This is a genomic window from Frigoribacterium sp. CF331 (genome assembly GCF_057787905.1).
The window spans coordinates 3,155,938-3,177,018 of the sequence record NZ_CM173545.1; the positions used below are offsets into that span (position 1 = coordinate 3,155,938).

The 21,081-nt window shown below is 70.3% G+C and carries 17 protein-coding genes; 12 read left to right on the forward strand and 5 right to left on the reverse strand.

Annotation, left to right across the window (positions count from 1 at the left end; translation table 11 throughout):
- Positions 1-65 precede the first annotated feature (65 nt).
- Positions 66-1,544 carry a leucyl aminopeptidase gene (locus tag AC3CCI_RS14640; protein ID WP_488627624.1) on the reverse strand — a complete coding sequence of 493 codons (1,479 nt, stop codon included), beginning with the start codon at positions 1,542-1,544 and terminating at the stop codon, positions 66-68.
- Positions 1,545-1,630: 86 nt separating this feature from the next.
- Between AC3CCI_RS14640 and AC3CCI_RS14645 the strand changes: the two genes are divergently transcribed.
- The 5 genes from AC3CCI_RS14645 (at position 1,631) to AC3CCI_RS14665 (ending at position 7,508) form a co-directional block, all read left to right on the forward strand.
- Complete coding sequence (locus tag AC3CCI_RS14645) at positions 1,631-2,557, forward strand: proteasome assembly chaperone family protein (protein WP_488627625.1); 927 nt, start codon at positions 1,631-1,633, stop codon at positions 2,555-2,557.
- 88 nt (positions 2,558-2,645) lie between these two features.
- Positions 2,646-4,001: an MFS transporter gene (locus tag AC3CCI_RS14650; RefSeq protein WP_354594298.1), complete on the forward strand. Its 1,356-nt coding sequence runs from the start codon at positions 2,646-2,648 to the stop codon at positions 3,999-4,001.
- A gap of 234 nt (positions 4,002-4,235) precedes the next feature.
- Positions 4,236-5,495, forward strand: a complete 1,260-nt coding sequence (locus AC3CCI_RS14655) for an RNA polymerase sigma factor (RefSeq protein WP_488627626.1) — start codon at positions 4,236-4,238, stop codon at positions 5,493-5,495.
- A gap of 4 nt (positions 5,496-5,499) precedes the next feature.
- Positions 5,500-6,759 carry a MurT ligase domain-containing protein gene (locus AC3CCI_RS14660; protein ID WP_488627627.1) on the forward strand — a complete coding sequence of 420 codons (1,260 nt, stop codon included), beginning with the start codon at positions 5,500-5,502 and terminating at the stop codon, positions 6,757-6,759.
- On the forward strand, positions 6,756-7,508 hold the full coding sequence (locus AC3CCI_RS14665) for a type 1 glutamine amidotransferase (protein WP_488627628.1): 753 nt from the start codon (positions 6,756-6,758) through the stop codon (positions 7,506-7,508). The genes AC3CCI_RS14660 and AC3CCI_RS14665 overlap by 4 nt, the downstream gene beginning before the upstream one ends.
- A gap of 102 nt (positions 7,509-7,610) precedes the next feature.
- On the opposite strand, the gene AC3CCI_RS14670 is transcribed toward AC3CCI_RS14665, so the two are convergent.
- Positions 7,611-7,838: a DUF7455 domain-containing protein gene (locus AC3CCI_RS14670; RefSeq protein WP_043592677.1), complete on the reverse strand. Its 228-nt coding sequence runs from the start codon at positions 7,836-7,838 to the stop codon at positions 7,611-7,613.
- Between the two features lie 217 nt (positions 7,839-8,055).
- On the opposite strand from AC3CCI_RS14670, the gene AC3CCI_RS14675 reads away from it, so the two are divergent.
- On the forward strand, positions 8,056-10,170 hold the full coding sequence (locus AC3CCI_RS14675; protein ID WP_354594294.1) for a DNA gyrase/topoisomerase IV subunit B: 2,115 nt from the start codon (positions 8,056-8,058) through the stop codon (positions 10,168-10,170).
- 90 nt (positions 10,171-10,260) lie between these two features.
- On the opposite strand, the gene AC3CCI_RS14680 is transcribed toward AC3CCI_RS14675, so the two are convergent.
- Positions 10,261-12,774 carry a DNA gyrase/topoisomerase IV subunit A gene (locus AC3CCI_RS14680; protein WP_354594293.1) on the reverse strand — a complete coding sequence of 838 codons (2,514 nt, stop codon included), beginning with the start codon at positions 12,772-12,774 and terminating at the stop codon, positions 10,261-10,263.
- A gap of 61 nt (positions 12,775-12,835) precedes the next feature.
- Between AC3CCI_RS14680 and AC3CCI_RS14685 the strand changes: the two genes are divergently transcribed.
- Positions 12,836-13,966: an alkaline phosphatase family protein gene (locus AC3CCI_RS14685; RefSeq protein WP_488627629.1), complete on the forward strand. Its 1,131-nt coding sequence runs from the start codon at positions 12,836-12,838 to the stop codon at positions 13,964-13,966.
- Between the two features lie 77 nt (positions 13,967-14,043).
- Here the strand turns inward: AC3CCI_RS14685 and sepH are convergent, their stop codons facing one another.
- Positions 14,044-15,198: a septation protein SepH gene (gene sepH / locus AC3CCI_RS14690; RefSeq protein ID WP_488627630.1), complete on the reverse strand. Its 1,155-nt coding sequence runs from the start codon at positions 15,196-15,198 to the stop codon at positions 14,044-14,046.
- 198 nt (positions 15,199-15,396) lie between these two features.
- Between sepH and AC3CCI_RS14695 the strand changes: the two genes are divergently transcribed.
- Positions 15,397-15,690, forward strand: coding sequence for a DUF4193 domain-containing protein (locus AC3CCI_RS14695; protein ID WP_043592858.1), 294 nt, complete (start codon positions 15,397-15,399; stop codon positions 15,688-15,690).
- Here the strand turns inward: AC3CCI_RS14695 and AC3CCI_RS14700 are convergent.
- Complete coding sequence (locus tag AC3CCI_RS14700) at positions 15,665-16,120, reverse strand: DUF3093 domain-containing protein (protein WP_488627631.1); 456 nt, start codon at positions 16,118-16,120, stop codon at positions 15,665-15,667. The two genes, AC3CCI_RS14695 and AC3CCI_RS14700, sit on opposite strands and share 26 nt — an antisense overlap.
- A gap of 38 nt (positions 16,121-16,158) precedes the next feature.
- On the opposite strand from AC3CCI_RS14700, the gene dut reads away from it, so the two are divergent.
- From dut to acnA, 4 genes are all read left to right on the forward strand, one after another.
- Positions 16,159-16,620, forward strand: coding sequence for a dUTP diphosphatase (gene dut / locus AC3CCI_RS14705; protein WP_354594289.1), 462 nt, complete (start codon positions 16,159-16,161; stop codon positions 16,618-16,620).
- A gap of 83 nt (positions 16,621-16,703) precedes the next feature.
- Positions 16,704-17,336, forward strand: a complete 633-nt coding sequence (locus AC3CCI_RS14710) for a DUF3710 domain-containing protein (protein WP_354594340.1) — start codon at positions 16,704-16,706, stop codon at positions 17,334-17,336.
- Positions 17,337-17,402: 66 nt separating this feature from the next.
- On the forward strand, positions 17,403-18,101 hold the full coding sequence (locus AC3CCI_RS14715) for a DUF3159 domain-containing protein (RefSeq protein ID WP_488627632.1): 699 nt from the start codon (positions 17,403-17,405) through the stop codon (positions 18,099-18,101).
- A 151-nt stretch (positions 18,102-18,252) separates the two neighbouring features.
- Positions 18,253-21,069: an aconitate hydratase AcnA gene (acnA, locus tag AC3CCI_RS14720; protein ID WP_488627633.1), complete on the forward strand. Its 2,817-nt coding sequence runs from the start codon at positions 18,253-18,255 to the stop codon at positions 21,067-21,069.
- Positions 21,070-21,081: the final 12 nt, after the last annotated feature.

Consider the following 21,081-nt stretch of genomic DNA (forward strand, 5'->3'; position numbering starts at 1 on the left):
ACGCACGTCGGCAGATGCTCTCGGGGGACCGATCTCAGCGGGTTTCTCCCGCCCCCACGACCCTACTACGCAGCGGAAAACTTGTCGGCCAGCTCGATCAGGGTGCGGACGGACACGCCCGTCGAGCCCTTGGCCGTGTAGCCGTAGCCGCCGCCCTTGTTGTTCGACGGCCCCGCGATGTCGAGGTGGGCCCACGGGATCGGGGTCGTGGATCCCTCGCGCGTGCCGACGAACTCGTTCAGGAAGACCCCGGCCAGCAACATGCCCGCCGCGGTGTTGCCCGGCGTCGCGTTGACCAGGTCGGCCACGTCCGAGTTGAGGCGCGCCCGCAACTCGGCGGCCAGCGGCATGCGCCAGAAGGTCTCGCCGGCCGCGTCGGCCACCGTGACGATCTCGTCGGCGAGGTCGTCGTTGCCCATGACGCCCACGTACCTCGTGCCGAGCGCCACGACCTGCGCGCCCGTCAGCGTGGCGACGTCGACGATGGCGTCGGGCTGCTCGTCGCTGGCCGCCACCAGCCCGTCGGCCATCACCAGGCGACCCTCGGCGTCGGTGTTGGTGACCTCGACGGTCGTGCCGCCCTTGATCGTGAGGACGTCGTCGGGGCGGATCGCCGTGCCGCTCGGCATGTTCTCCGCGATGCACAGCCACGCCGTCAGCCGGACGGGCAGCCGCAGCTTGGCGACGGCCACGGTCACGGCGAGCACCGTGGCCGCGCCGGTCATGTCGTCCTTCATGCCGAGCATGCTCGCGGCGGGCTTGAGCGACAGGCCGCCCGTGTCGTAGGTGATGCCCTTGCCCACGAGGGCGAGGTGCTTGCCCGCCCCGGCGGGGGAGTACTCGACCTTGACGAGCCGGGGGCCCCGGCTCGAGCCCTGACCGACGCCGAGGATGCCGCCGTAGCCGCCCTCGCGGAGGGCCTCCTCGTCGAGGACGGTCACCGAGAGGGAGTCGTCCGAGGCGTGCTCGACCGCGAAGTCGGCGAGTGCCTGCGGGTACATGTGCTGCGGGGGAGTCGTCGCCAGGTCGCGCACCGTGTGGACGGCCTCGGCCACCACGGCGGCGCGCTCGACGGCGGCCGCCGGCACCTCGACCGACGTCGCGAGGACGACGTCCCGCGCGTGCCGACGGCTGTCGGACGCCGTCGCGTGACGGAAGGCGTCGAACTCGTACGACGCGATGGCCGCACCCTCGAGGGTGGCGAGGGCTTCCCGGTCGTCGGCGACCGGGAGGGCGAGCACGACCCGGTCGACGGCGGTGAGCTGACGGACCGCGGCCCCCGCGGCGTACCGGAGGCCCTCGGCCGTGACGGAGTCGCCGAGACCGACGAGCGCGACGATCGAGGCGGTCACGCCGTCGCCGGGGACCTTGACGAGCTCGTCGCGGGCACCGGTCACGCCGAGTGCGGCGAACGAGTCGGACAGCCCGGCGACCTCGAGGGTGGCCTCGGGGCCGTCGGCCCCCTTGACGACCCCGACGACGAGGACGTCGGCCTCGGCGGTGGTCGGATCGGACGAGAGGACGGAGAGCGTGGCGACGGTCATCGGGCCATCGTATCGATCGTGCTGTTCGCTCTGGGCACGTGGTCGTCGTCCCCGGTCGGCGACGCCCGATGCCTAGCATGGAGACCATGCACGACCCCGCAGCCCTCTACGACTTCACCCCCGACGCCGACGGCGTGCCCGAAGGTCTCCCGCTGGTCGCGGGCCTCACCGGGTTCGCCGACGCGGGCTCGGCGGTGAGCCAGCTCGCGGAGTACGTCCTCGACACGCTCGACCACACGCTCGTCGCCACGTTCGACGCGGACGAGCTGCTCGACTACCGGGCCCGCCGTCCGACCTTCACGTTCGACCAGGACCACATCTCCGAGATCGAGCCCTCGAGCCTGTCGCTCCACCTCGTCCGTGACGACCTGGGTCAGCAGTTCCTGCTCCTGGCGGGCTTCGAACCCGACTTCCAGTGGCAACGGTTCACCGCGGCCGTCGTCCAACTCGTCGAGCGCTACCGTGTGTCGACGACCACCTGGGTGCACTCGATCCCCATGCCGGTGCCTCACACCCGGCCCATCGGGGTGACGGTCAGCGGCAACCGCCCCGACCTGGTCGAGGCCATGTCCGTCTGGAAGCCCGTGACCCAGGCTCCCGCCAACGCGCTCCACCTCGTCGAGCACCGGCTCGGTGAGACCGGCCACCCGACGGCCGGCTTCGTCCTGCTCGTGCCGCACTACCTGGCCGACACCGAGTTCCCCGACGCGGCGGTGGCGGCCCTCTCGAGCATCAGTGCGGCCACGGGTCTCATCTTCCCCACCGACCGCCTGCGCGAAGAAGGCCGCGACTTCATGGTCAAGGTCGACGAACAGGTCGCGGGCAACCACGAGCTCTCGCGCCTGGTCGCCACGCTCGAGGAACGCCACGACACCTACATGCAGGGCAACCCGTTGCCGTCTCCGCTGACCGACCAGGACGGCCAGGTGCCCACGGCCGACGCGCTGGCGGCCGAGCTCGAGAAGTTCCTGGCCACCCGTCGGGTGGACGGCGACGGCGACGACCGCGGCTGACGCGCGCCGCGCCTCCCGGGTCCGGGCCGTCGTCCGAGCGCAGGAGGCGCGGGCCGGCGCCCAGCCCCCGGTCGGCTAGGGTCACGGGGTGAACTCCGCCCGCGCCTGGCTCGTCTGGGGCGCCGCCGTCTTCGCCTACGTCGTCGCCGTCCTGCAGCGTTCGTCGCTCGGCGTCTCGGGCGTCGAGGCGCAACAGCTCTTCGGCGTCTCGGCCTCGACCCTGTCGACTCTCGCGGTGGTGCAGCTCGTCGTCTACGCCGGACTGCAGATCCCCGTCGGCGTCCTGCTCGACCGTGTGGGGCCCAAGAGGCTCATCGTCGCCGGGGCGGTGCTGCTCGCCGCGGGTCAGCTCGTCGTGTCGCTCTCACCGCCCGCGATCGGCGTGGCCGTCGCGGGCCGCGTGCTCGTCGGGGCCGGTGACGCCATGACCTTCATCTCGGTCATCCGGCTCCTGCCCGCGTGGTTCCGCGGGCCGATCCTGCCTCAGGTGTCGCAGTGGACCGGCAACGTCGGCCAGCTCGGACAGGTGCTGTCGGCGGTGCCCCTGTCCGTCGTGCTGCACGGGGCGGGCTGGACGCCGGCCTTCCTGAGCGCCGCGTCGCTCTCGGTCGTGGCCGCCGTGGTCGTGCTGCTGGTCGTCAAGGAGTCCCCTGCCGGCCGCCTCCGGTCCGAGGCGGTCGTCACGTGGGCCGACGCGGGACGACAGCTCGGTCAGAGCGTGCGGCGACCGGGCACCCGACTGGGGTTCTGGTCGCACTTCGTGACGCAGTCGTCCGGCACCGTCTTCAGCCTGTTGTGGGGCGTGCCGCTGCTCGTGGGCGGGCTCGGGTTCTCGACCGGCGAGGCGTCGGGGATGCTCTCCCTGCTCGTGCTGTCGGGCGTCCTGGCGGGGCCCGTGCTCGGCGTCCTCGTCGCGAGGTATCCCATGCGGCGCTCCAACCTCGTCCTGGGCATCGTCACGATGCTCGGCGTGGTGTGGACGACCCTGCTGGCCTGGCCCGGCACGCCGCCGCACTGGCTCGCGTACGTGCTCGTCGTCGCCCTGGGGGTGGGGGGCCCGGGGTCGCTCATCGGCTTCGACTTCGCCCGGACCTTCAACCCGCTCCGCAGCCTCGGCGTCGCCAACGGGGTCGTGAACGTCGGCGGTTTCCTGGCCAGCTTCGTCATGATGTTCCTCATCGGGGTCGTGCTCGACCGTCTCGACTCGGCGCGCATCGCCTCCGGCCTCCCGAGCGACCTGTTCTCGTTCGACTCGTTCCGCGTGGCGCTGCTGGTCCAGTACGTCGTGGTCGGCGGAGGAGTCGTGGCGCTCCTGGTCGAACGGCGGCGGACGCGGCGCGGTCTCCGCCTCGAGGAAGGAATAGAGGTCGCCCCCCTCTGGGTTGCCCTCAACAGGCGGTGGCAGGCCGCGCGCCGGCGTGGCCGGGGCGGGTCCACCGCCTGACCCCGTGTCGTCCGGCCCACGCCGGACGTGCAATAATGAGACACGGACCCGTTCATGTCCATCGATCGAGACACGCGTCGGCACAGCCGACGGGCACTCGCCCGAGGACTTGACATGGGTCCTCGTACTGCCCGAATTCGGCCGACGCCCAGTGCCGGTCGACGTCCCCACCGGCGCGCGAGAAGGCGACGACCGCGTCCGGTCCGGACGTACCGAGAACTGAAAGGTGTTCGCATGGCTACACGCAGCAAGGCGACCACGGCCCCCGACGAGGCCGCGAGCGACGACACGGCCGTCGAGGCCGAGACCACGGCCCCCGCGGCCAAGAAGGCTCCCGCCAAGAAGGCCCCGGTCAAGAAGGCGGCAGCGAAGGCTCCGGCGAAGACCGCCGCCGCCAAGAAGGCCGCCGCGGCCGAGGCGACCGACGACGAGGTCGACGCCGACGCCGTCGTCGATCCGGCGGCGAGCGACGAGGCCGACTCCGACAGCCCGACCCCGGCACCCGAGATCCTCCCGACCGGCGCCCTCGTCATCTCGCAGGACGACGACGACGAGATGCCCGTCTACTCGACGACCATCACCGGCGCGACGGCCGACCCGGTCAAGGACTACCTGAAGCAGATCGGCAAGGTCGCCCTGTTGAACGCGGCCGAAGAGGTCGAACTCGCCATGCGCATCGAGGCGGGTCTCTTCGCCGACGACAAGCTCGCGAACAGCACCGGTCTGAGCCGCGAGCTCGAACGCGAGCTGCGGTGGGTGTCCCGTGACGGCCAGCGGGCCAAGAGCCACCTGCTCGGCGCCAACCTCCGACTCGTGGTCAGCCTCGCCAAGCGCTACACCGGCCGTGGCATGCAGTTCCTCGACCTGATCCAAGAGGGCAACCTCGGTCTCATCCGCGCGGTCGAGAAGTTCGACTACACCAAGGGCTTCAAGTTCTCGACCTACGCCACCTGGTGGATCCGCCAGGCGATCACGCGGGCCATGGCCGACCAGGCGCGCACCATCCGCATCCCGGTCCACATGGTCGAGGTCATCAACAAGCTCGCCCGCGTCCAGCGTCAGATGCTGCAAGACCTCGGTCGCGAGCCCACTCCCGAAGAGCTGTCCCGTGAGCTCGACATGACGCCCGAGAAGGTCGTCGAGGTCCAGAAGTACGGCCGCGAGCCCATCTCGCTGCACACGCCCCTCGGTGAGGACGGCGACAGCGAGTTCGGCGACCTCATCGAAGACACCGAGGCCGTCGTCCCCGCCGACGCCGTCGGCTTCACCATGCTGCAGAAGCAGCTGGAGTCGTTGCTCGACAGCCTGTCCGAACGCGAGGCGGGCGTGATCCGCATGCGCTTCGGGCTGGGCGACGGCATGCCCAAGACCCTCGACCAGATCGGTGACACCTTCGGCGTGACGCGCGAGCGCATCCGCCAGATCGAGTCCAAGACGATGGCGAAGCTCCGCCACCCGTCGCGATCGCAGTCGCTCCGCGACTACCTCGAGTAGGCCCGTGCGTTACCTGGTCCCCGTCCTGGCCGGCCGTCTCGTCCGGGCCGTCGCCCGGCTCCGTGGCGGCGGCTCGGCGTACCCGGGGCGGACCGTCCTCACGCTCGCCCCCGACTTCCTGACGCACGTCTCCTCGCAGTTCGAGCGCGGCGTCGTCTTCGTGCTCGGGTCGAACGGCAAGTCGACCACGACCATGATGCTGACCGAGACCCTGCGGGCCCACGGCCTTAAGGTGTTCACGAACCCGACGGGCGCCAACCTGCCCCAGGGCATCGCGTCCGCGTTCTTGCGCGAGGTCACGCCGTTCGGACGCGTCCGCGACGACATCGGCGTCATCGAGGTCGACGAGGCGTTCGCCGTCGAGCTGACGAAGTCGTTGCACCCGTCCACCGTCCTCATGCTGAACGTCCAGGTCGACCAGCTCTACCGGTTCTTCGAGACCGAGCGCGTCGGCACGATGATGACCGACACCGCGGCCGCGGCCACGACCGCGGTCGTCACGAACCGCGACGACCAGCACCTGGGCCCCTACCAGGGCGTCGGTCGGCAGGCCGTCACCCGTTTCGGTGCTTCGCCGGAGGTCGTCTCGGCATCGCCCAACGGCCTCCAGAACGCCCACGACTTCAGCCGCCGGGCGGACGACTCCCTCGTGGCCGAGACCGAGGTCACGGCCCTCACGGGTGACGGAGCGACCATCACCGTCTCGGGCACCCCGATCGACCTCCGCCTGCCGGCGCGGGGACTGCACTACGCCGTCGACGCCGCCGCGGCGTTGCAGACCGCCTCGGTGGTCCTGGGCCACCCCGTCGACCCGGCCGCGGTCCGGCGGGCGTTCGACGAGATGAAGCCCGCCTACGGGCGTGGTGAACGGATGTCCCTCGGTGACGACGAGGCCGAGTTCATCATGTTCAAGAACGCGGCGAGCCTCCAGCTCAACCTCGACGCCCTTCCCCAGGACGTCGAACAGGTGATGCTCGCGATCGACGAGGGCACGCCCGACATCTCGTGGATCTACGACATCGACTTCTCCCACCTCGACCACGTCGACGTCCTGGCCGGGGCCAAGGCCTGGCAGCTCGCCCTGAGGCTCGAACACGAGGGCATCCCCGTGCACGTGATCGAGGAGGACATCGCGAAGGCCATCCGGCTCATGCGTGCCCTCCCGTCCTCGGGTGACCACACCAAGCACTTCGTGACGAACTACGAGCAGATGATGTTGGCGCGCCGCATCCTCGGCCACCCCGACCTGGAGAAGACCGCGTGAGCGACGACGTCCTCCGAATCGTGCACCTCTACCCCGAAGAGCTCGGCGTCAGTGGTGACCGAGGCAACGTGACCACCCTCGCCGTCCGGGCACGTCGCGCCGGCATCGACGGTTCCGTCCTCGAGTACCGCGTCGGCGACGACGTCCCCACCGTGGCCGACGTCGTCGTCGTGGGTCACGGGCCGTTGTCCGGGGTCCGCTCGGTCGCCGAGGACGCACGCCGCCTCCGGCCGGCCCTCGAGTCGTTCGCTGCCTCGGGCGTCCCGGTCGTCGCGGTCGGCGGAGGCCTCGAGCTGATGAGCCGTGGCGTCGAGACCGTCGAGGGCGAGACCGTCGAGGGCGTCGGCTTCTTCGACGCCCTCGTCCGCCGTGGTGCGCCCCGACGGACGAACTACCTGACGGTGACGACGGACTACCAGGGCGACGAGCTCACGCTCTTCGGCTTCGAGGACCACGCCGCCCACCTCGAACTGGGTCCCGACGCCGAGGCGTTCGGCTCGGTCGTCCACGGCGGAGGCAACGGAGACGGTCGAGAGGGCGTCCGACGGGGTGTCTCGTTCGGCACGCAACTCAAGGGTCCCGTGCTGCCGCTCAACCCGGCCCTGACGGACCGCGTGCTGCGCGTCGCCCTGAGCCGCCGCATGATCTCGTACGCGGCGGGTGCACCCCACGCCAAGCTCGACGAGTACGCCGCCGCGTCGCAGCGGGTCATCGCCGACAACCTCGAACGGTCCTTCAAGGCCATGTGACCTCGTCGTCGGTCGACGACACGACGAAGGCCCCGCACCGATCCGGTGCGGGGCCTTCGTCGTGCGTGCGACCCGGGCTGTGGTCCGGGTCGACGTGGCGTCTCAGTGGGCGAGGAGCTTGGAGCTCTCGTCGAGCCACTCGATGGCGGTGGGCTGCAGCTTCTCCTTGAACTTGGCGCCGTGGTGGGCGCAGAAGAGCAGTTCGCCGGTGGCCATGGTGGCGCGGATGTAGGCCTGGGCCCCGCAGCTGTCGCAGCGGTCTGCGGCGCTCAACTGGTAACGGGAGCCGAGCTCGTCGACGGCGGTCTGGTCGGTGGCCATCTGAGTCATGTGATGCTCCTCCTGACGGTGGTGCGGTGGGTGGTGACACTCATCAAAACACGCCGAGGTCGCGATCGCGTGACATCGGGCCCGATTTCGCTCATCGCGTAGTGCCGACGAGCCGATCGAGTGTCGGAGCCGCCCTGTCGGCGGCCCTCGGTAGTCTGTAACGCGGCCACCGCCTCCTCGCATTCCCGCCGTCGAGCCACGAGGCTCCTGGAGAACCATGCCCCCCACCTCGTCCGCACCCGCCTCCGACTACTCGGCTCGTCACCTCTCGGTGCTCGAGGGCCTCGAGGCCGTCCGCAAGCGGCCCGGCATGTACATCGGGTCGACCGACTCGCGGGGTCTCATGCACTGCCTGTGGGAGATCATCGACAACTCCGTCGACGAGGCCCTGGGCGGCCACGGCGACACCATCGACGTCGTCCTGCACGACGACGACAGCGTCGAGGTGAGAGACAGCGGTCGGGGCGTGCCCGTCGACATCGAACCCAAGACGGGTCTGAGCGGGGTCGAGGTCGTCTTCACCAAGCTGCACGCCGGCGGCAAGTTCGGCGGCGGCTCGTACACGTCCTCCGGGGGCCTCCACGGGGTCGGGGCGTCCGTCGTCAACGCGTTGTCCGAGAGGCTCGACGTCGAGGTCGACCGGGGCGGCAAGACCTACGCCATGTCGTTCCGCCGGGGTGAACCCGGCACGTTCGACGACGCGGGCGAACCCACGCCCGATTCTCCGTTCACCCCCTTCGTGTCGGGCAGCGTGCTGCGCGAGGTGGGCAAGACCAAGCGCGGCGTCACGGGCACACGGGTCCGTTACTGGGCCGACCGGCAGATCTTCACCCGGGGTGCGTCGTTCCAGACCGACGAGCTCTCGGGCCGGGCCCGACAGACGGCGTTCCTCATCCCCGGTCTCACGCTGACCCTCCGCGACGAGCGGGCAGGGTCCCTCACCGACGGCGGCTTTCCCCTCGAGAGCAGGTTCCGTTTCGACGGGGGCATCAGCGAGTACGTCGAGTTCCTCGCGCCCGACACCGCCGTGACCGACACGTGGCGCATGACGGGGTCCGGCACCTACACCGAGACGGTGCCCGTCCTGACCGAAGGCGGCGCCATGGTCGCCACCGAACTCGAACGGCAGTGCGACGTCGACATCGCGCTGCGCTGGGGCAGCGGCTACGAGACGGTCTTCCGCAGCTACGTCAACATCATCGCCACGCCGAAGGGCGGGTCCCACCAGGCGGGGTTCGAGACCGGCCTGCTCAAGTTCGTCCGACAGCAGGTCGAGGCGAACGCCCGTCGGCTCAAGGTCGGCAACGACAAGATCGAGAAGGACGACGTCCTCGCCGGCCTGACCGCCGTGCTGACGGTCCGTCTGCCCGAGCCGCAGTTCGAGGGTCAGACCAAGGAGATCCTGGGCACGCCGGCCGTCCGGGCGATCGTGGCGAACGTGGTGGCCGACGAGTTCGGCACGCTCTTCGCGTCCGGCCGGCGTGAGGACAAGGCGCAGACCGGGCTCGTCCTCGACAAGGTCGTGGCCGAGATGAAGTCCCGCATCGCCGCCCGTGCGCACAAGGAGACCCAGCGTCGCAAGAACGCCCTCGAGAACTCGACCCTGCCGGCCAAGCTCGTCGACTGCCGATCCAACGACGTCGCGAACAGCGAGCTCTTCATCGTCGAGGGCGATTCGGCGCTCGGGACGGCCAAGGTCGCCCGCAACAGCGAGTTCCAGGCACTCCTGCCCATCCGCGGCAAGATCTTGAACGTGCAGAAGGCCTCGGTCAGCGACATGCTCTCGAACCTCGAATGCGCCTCCATCATCCAGGTGCTGGGCGCCGGCTCGGGGCGGTCCTTCGACCTCGAGGCGGCCCGCTACGGCAAGGTCATCATCATGAGCGACGCCGACGTGGACGGCGCCCACATCCGGACGCTGTTGCTCACGCTGTTCTTCCGGTACATGCGTCCGATGATCGAGGCCGGGCGGGTGTTCGCCGCCGTCCCTCCGCTGCACCGCGTCGTCGTCGTGCACCCCGGCAGCAAGCCGAACCAGACGCTCTACACGTACTCCGAGAAAGAGCTGCACGGGGTCCTCGCCGGACTCAAGCGCACCAACAAGAAGTTCCAGGACCCCATCCAGCGGTACAAGGGTCTCGGCGAGATGGATGCCGAGCAGCTCCGCACGACGACGATGGAACGCCAGAACCGCATGCTGCGTCGCGTGAAGGTCGACGACGCCGAGAACGCGGCCCGGGTCTTCGAGCTGCTGATGGGCAACGACGTCGCTCCGCGGAAGGAGTTCATCATCGACGGAGCAGGCCTCAGCCGCGACCGCATCGACGTGTGAGCGTCCCGCCGCCCGAGGCCGCGTGACGTCGAGCACGACGACGCCCCTCGGTCCCGAGGTCGACGGTGTCGGGCCCCGGCCCGGGTCGGGTCATTCGCCGGGTTCGGCCCCGGCGTCCAGCCCCGTCGCGGAGTCCGTGATGTGGGCCACGGACGCCCCGATCGACCCGATGACGGCTTCGAGCGGCGTGCCCGACCCGTCGCGACGGGAGAGCTCGGACGGCAGGGTGCGCACGGCACCGTCCGGCCCCACCGCCTGCACGGGGCGAGGGCCGACCCAGGCAAGGGTGAGGGCGTCTTCTCCCTTCAGCAACGAGTGGGATCGGACGCCGCCGGTCGCCCGCCCCTTGCCCGGGTACTCGTCGAACGCACTCAGCTTGGCCCGCCCGGGGTCGGTGCCGGCGATCGTCGAGCTGCTGCCCGAGACGGTCGCCACGACGGCCTCGCGGCCAGCGGACACGGCTCCGAAGAAGATCACCGTGGCGTCGTCCGGCAGGTTGATGCCGGCGACGCCCCCTCCGGCCGGCCCCTGGGGACGCACCGACGACGCGCTGAACCGCAAGAGCTGCGTGGCCGACGAGACGAAGACGAGGTCGTCGTCGTCGACGCCCTGGGCGACTCCGACGACCTCGTCCCCCTTCTTCAGCGAGATCACGGGGAAGTCGGGTCGGGCCGGGTACTGGCCGGTCGCGACGCGCTTGACGACGCCCCGGGCCGTCCCGAGGGCGATGGTCCGCTCCGAGGTGAGCGAGACGAGTCCGAGGACGCGCTCCCTCTTGTCGACGAGGCCGACGTAGTCGCGGACGGGGACCCCCGCACCGAGCTGGACCGAGGTCGGGGGCACGGAGGGCAGGTCGACGGGGGTGAGCCGGATGAGGCGACCGAAGGTGGTCACCGCACCGATCTCGGTGCGGGCCGTCGTGTCGATCGACGACAGGACCGCGTCGTGCTTGGTGCGCCGCGCCGGGGGAGTGGGCGCCGCCGAGTCGGGGTCGAGGTGGTCCACGCGCAGGATGCGGCCCGTGGTCGAGAGGAACACCCGGGTCGGGGTGTCGGCGATCTCGAGCACGGGTGCCGCCTTGCTGCCGCGGCCGGACGTGGCCACGCTCGGCCTGGCCTCGGTCAACAGCGTGCGCCGCGGGGTGCCGAACTGCTCGGCGATCTCGCCGAGCTCGCTCGAGACGAGGGCACGAAGGCGGGCAGGATCGGCCAGCAACGCCTGGAGGTCGGCGATCGCCGCGAGCAGCTCGTCCCGCTCGGCCTCGAGCTCGATGCGGCTGAACTTGGTGAGCCGCCGCAGCTGCAGGTCGAGGATGTACTCGGCCTGGATCTCGCTGAGGTCGAAGACCTCCCGCAGGCGGGCCCGGGCGGCGGCCGTGTCGTCGCTCGTCCGGATGACCTGGATGACCTCGTCGATGTCGACGATCGCGACGAGCAACCCCTCGACGAGGTGGAGGCGGTCCTCCTTCTTCGCGAGCCGGTAGCGGCTGCGACGGGTCACCACCGCGAGCCGGTGCGCGACGTAGACCTCGAGCATCTCCTTCAGCCCGAGCGTGCGCGGTTGACCCTCGACGAGGGCGACGGCGTTGATGCTGAAGCCGTCCTCGAGGGGCGTGTAGCGGTAGAGCTGCTCGAGCACGGCCTCGGGGCTGAAGCCCGTCTTGATGCCGATGACGAGACGCAGGCCGTGCTTGTGGTCGGTCAGGTCGGTGACGTCCGTGATGCCGGTGAGCTTCTTCGCCTGCACCCCGTCCTTGATCTTCTCGATGACCTTCTCGGGGCCCACGAGGTAGGGCAGCTCGGTCACGACGAGACCGTTCTTGCGCGCCGTGATGCTCTCGACGGCGACGCGCGCCCGGGTCTTGAAGCTGCCACGACCGGTGGCGTAGGCGTCGCGGACGCCGGCCAGACCGGCGATCGTGCCTCCGGTCGGCAGATCGGGGCCGGGCACGAAGGCCATCAGGTCGTCGAGGCTCGCGTCGGGGTGGTCGATCAGGTGACGGGCGGCGCCGACGACCTCGACGAGGTTGTGCGGGGCCATGTTCGTGGCCATGCCGACGGCGATGCCGCTGGCACCGTTCACGAGCAGGTTGGGGAACGCGGCGGGCAGCACCTCGGGTTGCATCAGCTGGTTGTCGTAGTTCGGCACGAAGTCGACGACGTCCTCGCCGAGCCCCTGCGTCATGGCCAGCGACGCCTCGGCGAGCCGCGCCTCGGTGTACCTCGGTGCCGCGGGCCCGTCGTCGAGGGAGCCGAAGTTGCCGTGGCCGTCGATCAACGGGACCCTCATCGTGAACGGCTGCGCCTGACGCACCATGGCGTCGTAGATGGCGGTGTCGCCGTGGGGGTGCAGCTTGCCCATGACCTCACCGACGACCCGGGCGCTCTTGACGTGTCCACGGTCGGGACGGAGGCCCATCTCGGACATCTGGTACAGGATGCGTCGTTGGACGGGCTTGAGGCCGTCACGGGCGTCCGGCAGCGCCCGTGAGTAGATGACCGAGTACGCGTACTCGAGGAACGACCCCTGCATCTCGAGCGAGACGTCGATGTCCTCGATGCGTTCGCCGTGGTCGGGCTCGTTCGTGTTCTCGGTGGTGGTCATGCACTTCTCACGGATCGGGGTGGACGAGGCCCCCGGTCGTCGCTGTGCCAGACTGGGGCCGGTGTCCTCCATCGTACCGGCGCGCCCCCGAGGGGCCGCGAGCCTGGCCGACGTGGTGCCCTCGTGCCTCGCCTCCCTGCGGGGCGAGGTCAACGCCCTCGGCCTGCCACCGGTCAGGGCCGCCGTCGTCGTCGTGGTCGACGGCCTCGGCCAGGCGGCGCTCGGTGCCCGCCGCGGCCACGCTCGCACCCTCTCGGGGGTGAAGGGCAGCTTGTGGTCCGGCTGGCCGACCACCACCGCCGCCGCCCTCACGACGCTGACGACGGGCGCGCTGCCGGGGCAGCACGGACTCGTCGGCTACTCGGTCCTCGACGCCGAGAACGACCGCGTGGTCAAGCAGCTCTCCGGCTGGGACGACCGCATGCGCCCGGACGACTGGCAGCGTCGACCGACCCTCTTCGAGACGGCGACCGACGTCGAGTCCCACGCGGTGGGCCCGAAGCGCTACCGCTCCTCGGGTCTCACGGAGGCGATCCTCCGCGGCGCGACGTACGACGTCGCCGAGAGCGTGGGCGACCGCTTCGCAGCCGCGGCGCGACTGGTGGAGTCGAGCCGCGCCTCCCTGGTGTACCTGTACGTCCCCGAGCTCGACATGATCGCGCACCGGGCCGGGTGGGAGTCCGACGAATGGGCCGACGCGCTCGAGGGCGTCGACGCGGAGGTGCGGTCCCTCGAGGCGGCGCTGGCGCCGGACGTGGGCGTGATCGTCACGGCCGACCACGGCATGGTCGACGTGGCGGAGCACCGGCGCATCGTGTTCGGCGGGACGCCCGCCCTCGTGGACGGGGTCCGACACGTCGCCGGCGAACCCCGGTGCCTCCAGCTGCACCTCGAACCCGACGCGGACGACGGCCGGCGGCGGGCGGTCCTCGACGCCTGGCGATCGGCCGAGGCCGACCGCGCGTGGGTCCTGACCCGCGACGAGGTGGTCGAGGCCGGCTGGTTCGGCCCTGTCGACCCCGTGGTCCTGCCCCGCATCGGCGACGTCGTCGTCGCGGCCCGTCGCGGCGTCGCCTACTACGACGGTCGTGACCGGGGTGGCGAACCCGGCACGATGATCGGACAACACGGCTCGTGGTCCGACGACGAGACGATCGTGCCCCTGAGGGCGTTCGGCGCCTACCGCCGCTAGTCGAGGGCGCCGGCCGAGGCCGCTGGTCGACGCTGCCGGTCCACGCCGCGGGTCACCGCGGCCACGAGACGGTCGGGTCAGGCGGGATCGTCGTCGGACCGAGCGCCGAAGACGATCTCGTCCCAGCTCGGCATGGACGTCCGGCCACGGGCCTTCTTGGTCGGCTGGGCCGCGCTCGGCATCTCCCGGCGGGTCGAACGACCACGACTGCCGCGGATGCCCGAGGGCTGCACGGGCACGCTCTCGACGGTGATCTCGTCCCGACCCGACCGGTCGGGCACGACCGGCGCGGGTGCGGTGGCACCCTCGGGCAGGTCGAAGTCGTCGAGGGGGACGTCGATCACGCGGATCGAACCGGTCGCCGGGTGGTCGAGCCGTCCGTCGTCGTCCGAGAAGCGGGCCGCCTCGCGTTCGCCGCGGCGGCGACGCAACGCCTCGAGCAGGTCGGCGGTCTGGTCGTGACCGCTCGGGTCGTCGGGCGTCCGGTTGGCGGCCACGAAGGAGGCGGTGCTCCTGCCCCCGGGACGCAGCCGGTCGGTCGCGGGCTCGGCCGGTGCCTCGACCTCGACGTCCTGCTCGACGAGGAACGCCCCGCTGTCGAAACGACCGGACGTGTCGTCCGGACGGGAGTCGCGGCCCACGGCCCGGAGGCGGGGGACGAGCGGGCCCGCGTCCTCGTCGTGCCGGGAGAGACGATGGGCGTCGCCGCCGAGCGGCGCGAGGACCGTCTTCTTGGGGTCGAACCGCCAGGTCGCGTCACGCTCGACCTCGTGCGTGACGAAGGCGACCTGGACCACCCACCCGTGTTCTGCGTCCTTGTAGGCGGTCCACTCGCGCTGCGTGGTGTCGGCCCCGTCGAGTCGCTCGTCGATGACGGCGCCGAACGTCGTCGCCTGCAGCTCGACGGGTGCGTCGTCGGCCACGGAGACGGGCACGGCGCGGGCGCTCTCGAGGACGAAGGCGCGCTCGGCGAGGACGGGACCCTCGAAGCGGTGCACGTAGTCGACGTCGGCACCGGTCAGCTCGGCGATCTGCGCCGCCGTCCTGCCGGCACGGACCAGGGCCTGGATCTCACGGGGCGGCGCCTTGCGCTCGACCGGGGCGTCGGCCGGGCTGGCCGCCCGGAGTTGCGAGTGCAGGGTGTGCGTGACGGGAAGGCGGTACTCGCCACCGGCGTCGGTGGAGACGAGCAGAGCTCCGCTCTGGACGCCGATGACCCTGAGATCCTGCATTTTCCACGCCTTTCACCGTCGTGATCCGGTGCCAAGAGTCGCACGTCGGGGCCCCTTCTCGCGGGAATACGACGGGCGTGCCGTCAGTTCTTATGAGGCGGCCGGAAGGCCGTGGGAACCGGTTTGCTATTCGACAACGAGTGATGCAAACTGCACCCGCCGAATCGGGCACACGAACGACCGAAGAACTGGATGGGCATGGCCACCGACTACGACGCACCTCGCAAGAACGACGACGACGGCTCGGAGTCGATCGAGGGGCTCAAAGAGAGGGTCCCCGACAAGATGACCGGCGTGGTCGACGACGACGCCGACAACCCGGGCTCGTTCGAGCTCGCCGGGCAGGACCTCTCGGACCTCGACCTCGACGTCGTCGTCCTCCCCCCTCAGGTCGACGAGTTCACCTGCGTCGAGTGCTTCCTGGTGAAGCACCGTTCGCAGCTCGACCACGAGACCAAGCTGGGCGCTATCTGCCGGGAGTGCGCCGCCTGAGCGCCTCCAACCGGCGGACGACCTCGTCGGGACGACGGGTCGACACCAACCAGTAGGGCGCCGGGTCGTCGAGATCCGTCAACGAGATCTTGACGACCGGACGCACCCACCCCCGGAACAGGGTCCAAGCTCGCGCGTCGAGCCTGGGCCCTCTCTCTTTGGTGGCGTCGGCCCCGCTGAAGCCCTCGGCCTCGCCGATCTCGTGGGCGAAGAGCCGTGCCCGCCCTGCCGTGAACCCCTCGTCGTCGATGGTCAGCACGGGCGAGGTCAGGACGAGTGCGACGACGGCCCCCACGTAGAACACGACGGCCATCACGACGCCCACGGTCGAGTTGATGGGCAGGAATACCAGCAAGGTGGCGGGGACGAGCAGGGCGCAGGCCACGAAGACGGAGAGCGGCGGGAGCAGGCGCTCACGGTAGGGGTTCATGGGTCCATTCGACCAGACTTCTGCACTACCCTCGACACGTGACCCAGACCCTCGACGTCCTCATCGCCGCCGAGGCGACCTCGGTCCCCGAGTACGCCCACCCCGGTGACGCCGGGGCCGACCTGTTGTCGACCGAAGACCTGGTGCTCCAGCCGGGGCGGCGGGCCCTCGTGGGCACGGGGGTGTCGATCGCGTTGCCCGACGGCTTCGCCGCGTTCGTCGTGCCCCGCAGCGGATTGGCGGCCAAGCACGGCATCACGGTCGTGAACGCCCCGGGCACCGTCGACTCCGGGTACCGCGGTGAGATCAAGGTCTCGTTGCTCAACACCGATCTCGAGACGGAGCACCACGTCGCCGTCGGCGACAAGATCGCCCAACTCGTCGTCATGCCCGTCGTCCGAGCCACGTTCGTCCCCGTCCCGACGCTCCCCGAGAGCGTGCGCGGGCTCGGCGGGCACGGTTCGACCGGATACGCACACAACACAGGAGGCACCGCGTGAGGAAGTCCAAGCGCCGCGAGCAAGAAGTGGCCGAGGTCGCGATCGACGTCGAATCGGCCGACGTCGCCGACGTCGAGGTCGACATCGAGTCGCTCGACGAGACCGAGGTCGAGGTCTTCGACGACTCGAAGTCGGCTCCCGGCGACCGCGCCGAGGTCGGCCCCCTCGACGAGACCGAGGCCAACCCGGTCCGCCCCTACGTCGACCTCGGCGGGGTCAAGATCCTGCCCCGCGAGGGTCTGCACCTCCGCCTCGAGGTGGAAGAGGGAAGCAAGCGGGTCGTCGCCGTCGGTCTCGACTTCGCGAAGTCGACCCTCCAGGTGCAGCCCTTCGCGGCGCCCAGGACCACCGGCCTCTGGAACGAGATCCGCGGGCAGATCAGCGAGCAGATCGAGAAGCAGGGCGGGACGACCGCCGAGGTCGACGGGCCCTTCGGTCCCGAGGTCCGCGCCGAGATCCCCGTGATGGGAGGCGACCCCGGCACGACGAGACGGGCCCGCTTCATCGGCGTCGACGGCCCGAGGTGGTTCCTGCGCGGCGTCATCGCCGGCGACGCCGCGGACGACGGCGAGGCCGCCGAGAAGATCGAGGAGCTCTTCCGCAGCATCGTCGTCGTGCGTGGCACGACCCCCATGCCTCCCCGCGAGCTCATCCCGCTCGCCATGCCCAAGGCAGGCCCGACCGACGCCCCGGGCACCACGCCCTCGGTCGTCTGACCCGACGTGTCGGCGACGCCCGAGCGGCCCGATCCGTCCGATCCCACCCCGCTCGACGACCCGAGGGTGTCCCTCGCGGCCCAGCTCCAGGCTGCGGCGCGTCGAGCCGGCATCGGGCAGGTCGCGCCCGGCGAGGTGCCGACGGCCGCGGCGCTCCTCACCGCGATCGGAGGCGTGCGGGGTCTCGTCGAGTCCATCGTCCCGGGTCTCGGGTTCGTGGTCGTCTACACGATCACCCGTGACGTCGTGCCGTCGGTCCTCATCCCGCTCGTGCTCGCCGTCGCGTTCGTCGTGGTCCGGGCGATCCAACGCGGTCCCGTCGCGCAGGCCCTGGCCGGCGTCCTCGGCATCGCCCTCTCGGCGGGCATAGCGCTGCTCTCGGGCCGGGCGGAGAACAACTTCGTCCCCGGCCTCCTGATCAACGCGGCGTCCCTCGTGGCACTGCTCGTGAGCATCGCCGTCCGGTGGCCGCTCATCGGCATCGTCGTCGGGCTGCTCACCAACGACGGGACGGGCTGGCGGGCGGATCGTGCCAAGCGTCGCGTGCTGGTGCTGGCCACGTGGTTGTGGGCCGGGCTCTTCGCCGCACGCCTGGCCGTCCAGGCACCCCTCTGGCTCGCGGGCGACGTCGCCCTCCTCGGCACCCTCAAGCTCGTCATGGGCGTGCCGCTGTACGCCGGGCTGCTCTGGGTGACCTGGCTGCTCGTGCGGACGGTCTACCGGGGACGCGACGCGGCGGCCGACGCGCGGGGCCCGTCGACCTGACCCGCGCCTCCTGGTGCTATGTTTTATCTCGACATCGAGACAAATCGCTGGGATCGGCCCCGGGGAGACCCCGCGGACTTAGGCTGACCTCGCTGGTGCGCGTCGCGCCCACCGGCCAAGATGAGGGCGTAGTCAGCAAGGGAGACGGCACGTGTCTGCAATCAACAGTTTCGGCTCGAAGAACACCCTCACGGTCGGGTCCACCGACTACGAGGTCTACCGCATCGACGCGGTCGAGGGTTCTTCGAAGCTTCCGTTCAGCCTCAAGGTCCTGCTCGAGAACCTGCTCCGCACCGAGGACGGTGCGAACGTGACGGGTGACCAGATCCGGGCACTCGGCTCGTGGCAGCCGACCGCCGACCCCGACACCGAGATCCAGTTCACGCCGGCTCGCGTCGTCATGCAGGACTTCACCGGCGTGCCCTGCATCGTCGACCTCGCCACCATGCGCGAGGCCGTCGCCGAGCTCGGCGGCGACCCCACCAAGATCAACCCGTTGGCGCCCGCCGAGCTCGTCATCGACCACTCGGTCATCGCCGACCTCTTCGGCAGCGAGAACGCCCTCGAGCGCAACGTCGAGATCGAGTACGAGCGCAACGGCGAGCGGTACCAGTTCCTGCGGTGGGGCCAGACGGCCTTCGACGACTTCAAGGTCGTCCCGCCGGGCACCGGCATCGTCCACCAGGTCAACATCGAGTACCTGGCCCGCGTCACCTACAGCCGCGAGGTCGGAGGCGTGCTCCAGGCGTACCCCGACACCCTCGTCGGCACCGACTCGCACACGACGATGGTCAACGGCCTCGGCGTCCTCGGGTGGGGCGTGGGCGGCATCGAGGCCGAGGCCGCCATGCTGGGTCAACCGGTGTCGATGCTCATCCCCAAGGTCGTCGGCTTCAAGCTGTCGGGCTCGATCCCCACCGGCGTGACCGCCACCGACGTGGTCCTCACCATCACCCAGCAGCTGCGCCGCCACGGCGTCGTCGGCAAGTTCGTCGAGTTCTACGGTGAGGGCGTGGCCGAGGTGCCGCTGGCCAACCGCGCCACCATCGGCAACATGAGCCCCGAGTTCGGTTCGACGGCGGCGATCTTCCCGATCGACGACGTGACCCTCGACTACCTGCGGCTCACGGGCCGCTCCGACGAGCAGATCGACCTCGTCGAGCAGTACGCGAAGCTGCAGGGGCTGTGGCACGACCCGTCGACGGAGCCGGTCTTCAGCGAGTACCTCGAGCTCGACCTCGCCACGGTCGTCCCGTCCATCGCGGGTCCGAAGCGTCCGCAGGACCGCATCGAACTGACCGAGGCCAAGTCGCAGTTCGAGGTCGACCTCGAGAACTACGCCGGCACCGACCACTCGCACGTCGACGCCGCCGTCGAGGGCACCTTCCCGGCGTCCGACCCCATCGGCTTCACGGCCGAGGACGACGACGAGGCGCAGCCGCACACGATCTCGCACACGTCCCATGCACCGGCCAAGGTCTCCAAGCCGACGTCCGTCGCCCTCGAGGACGGCTCGACCTTCACCCTCGACCACGGCGCCGTCGCCATCGCGGCCATCACCTCGTGCACGAACACGTCGAACCCCTCGGTCATGCTCGCCGCCGGCCTGCTCGCCCGCAACGCCAGCAAGAAGGGCCTCAAGGCCAAGCCGTGGGTCAAGACGACCCTCGCGCCCGGTTCGAAGGTCGTCACCGACTACTACGAGAAGGCCGGTCTGACCTCGTACCTCGAGGACCTCGGCTTCTACACCGTCGGCTACGGCTGCACGACCTGCATCGGCAACTCGGGTCCGTTGCTCGACGAGATCTCGACGGCCGTCCAGGACAACGACCTGGCCGTCACGGCCGTCCTGTCGGGCAACCGCAACTTCGAGGGTCGCATCAACCCGGACGTCAAGATGAACTACCTGGCGAGCCCGCCCCTGGTCATCGCCTACGCCCTGGCCGGCTCGATGAACTTCGACTTCGAGAACGACGCGCTCGGCACCTCCGACGACGGCACCGACGTGTACCTCCGCGACATCTGGCCCGACGCGGCCGAGGTGCAGCAGACCATCGACTCGTCGATCGACACCGGCATGTTCACGCACGAGTACGCGGGCGTCTTCGACGGGGACGAGCGGTGGCGGTCGCTGCCGACACCGACCGGTGCGACCTTCGAGTGGGACTCCGAGTCGACCTACGTCCGCAAGCCCCCGTACTTCGAGGGCATGACGATCGAGACGACGCCGGTCACCGACATCCAGGGTGCCCGCGTCCTGGCGAAGCTCGGCGACTCGGTCACGACCGACCACATCAGCCCCGCCGGTTCGATCAAGGTCGACAGCCCGGCGGGTCACTACCTCGACGAGCACGGCGTCGACCGAAAGGACTTCAACTCGTACGGTTCGCGCCGGGGCAACCACGAGGTCATGATCCGCGGCACCTTCGCCAACATCCGGCTCAAGAACCAGCTGCTCGACGGCGTCGAGGGCGGCTACACCCGCGACTTCACGCAGCCGGACGCACCGCAGTCGTTCATCTACGACGCCAGTGCCCGCTACCAAGAACAGGGCACGCCCCTGGTCATCCTGGGCGGCAAGGAGTACGGCTCGGGATCGTCCCGTGACTGGGCCGCCAAGGGCACCAGCCTGCTGGGCGTCAAGGCCGTCATCACCGAGAGCTTCGAGCGCATCCACCGCTCGAACCTCATCGGCATGGGCGTGGTGCCCCTGCAGTTCCCCCAGGGCGAGAGCTGGGAGTCCCTGGGGCTCGACGGCACCGAGCAGATCGACATCGTCGGCCTCGAACAGCTCAACGACGGGACCACGCCGAAGACGGTCCGCGTCACGGCGACCCCGACGGCCCACTCGCCCGAGGGCAAGCAGCCGGTCGAGTTCGACGCCGTCGTCCGGATCGACACACCGGGCGAGGCGGACTACTACCGCAACGGCGGCATCCTGCAGTACGTCCTGCGCAGCCTGGTCTGATCACCGGACCGC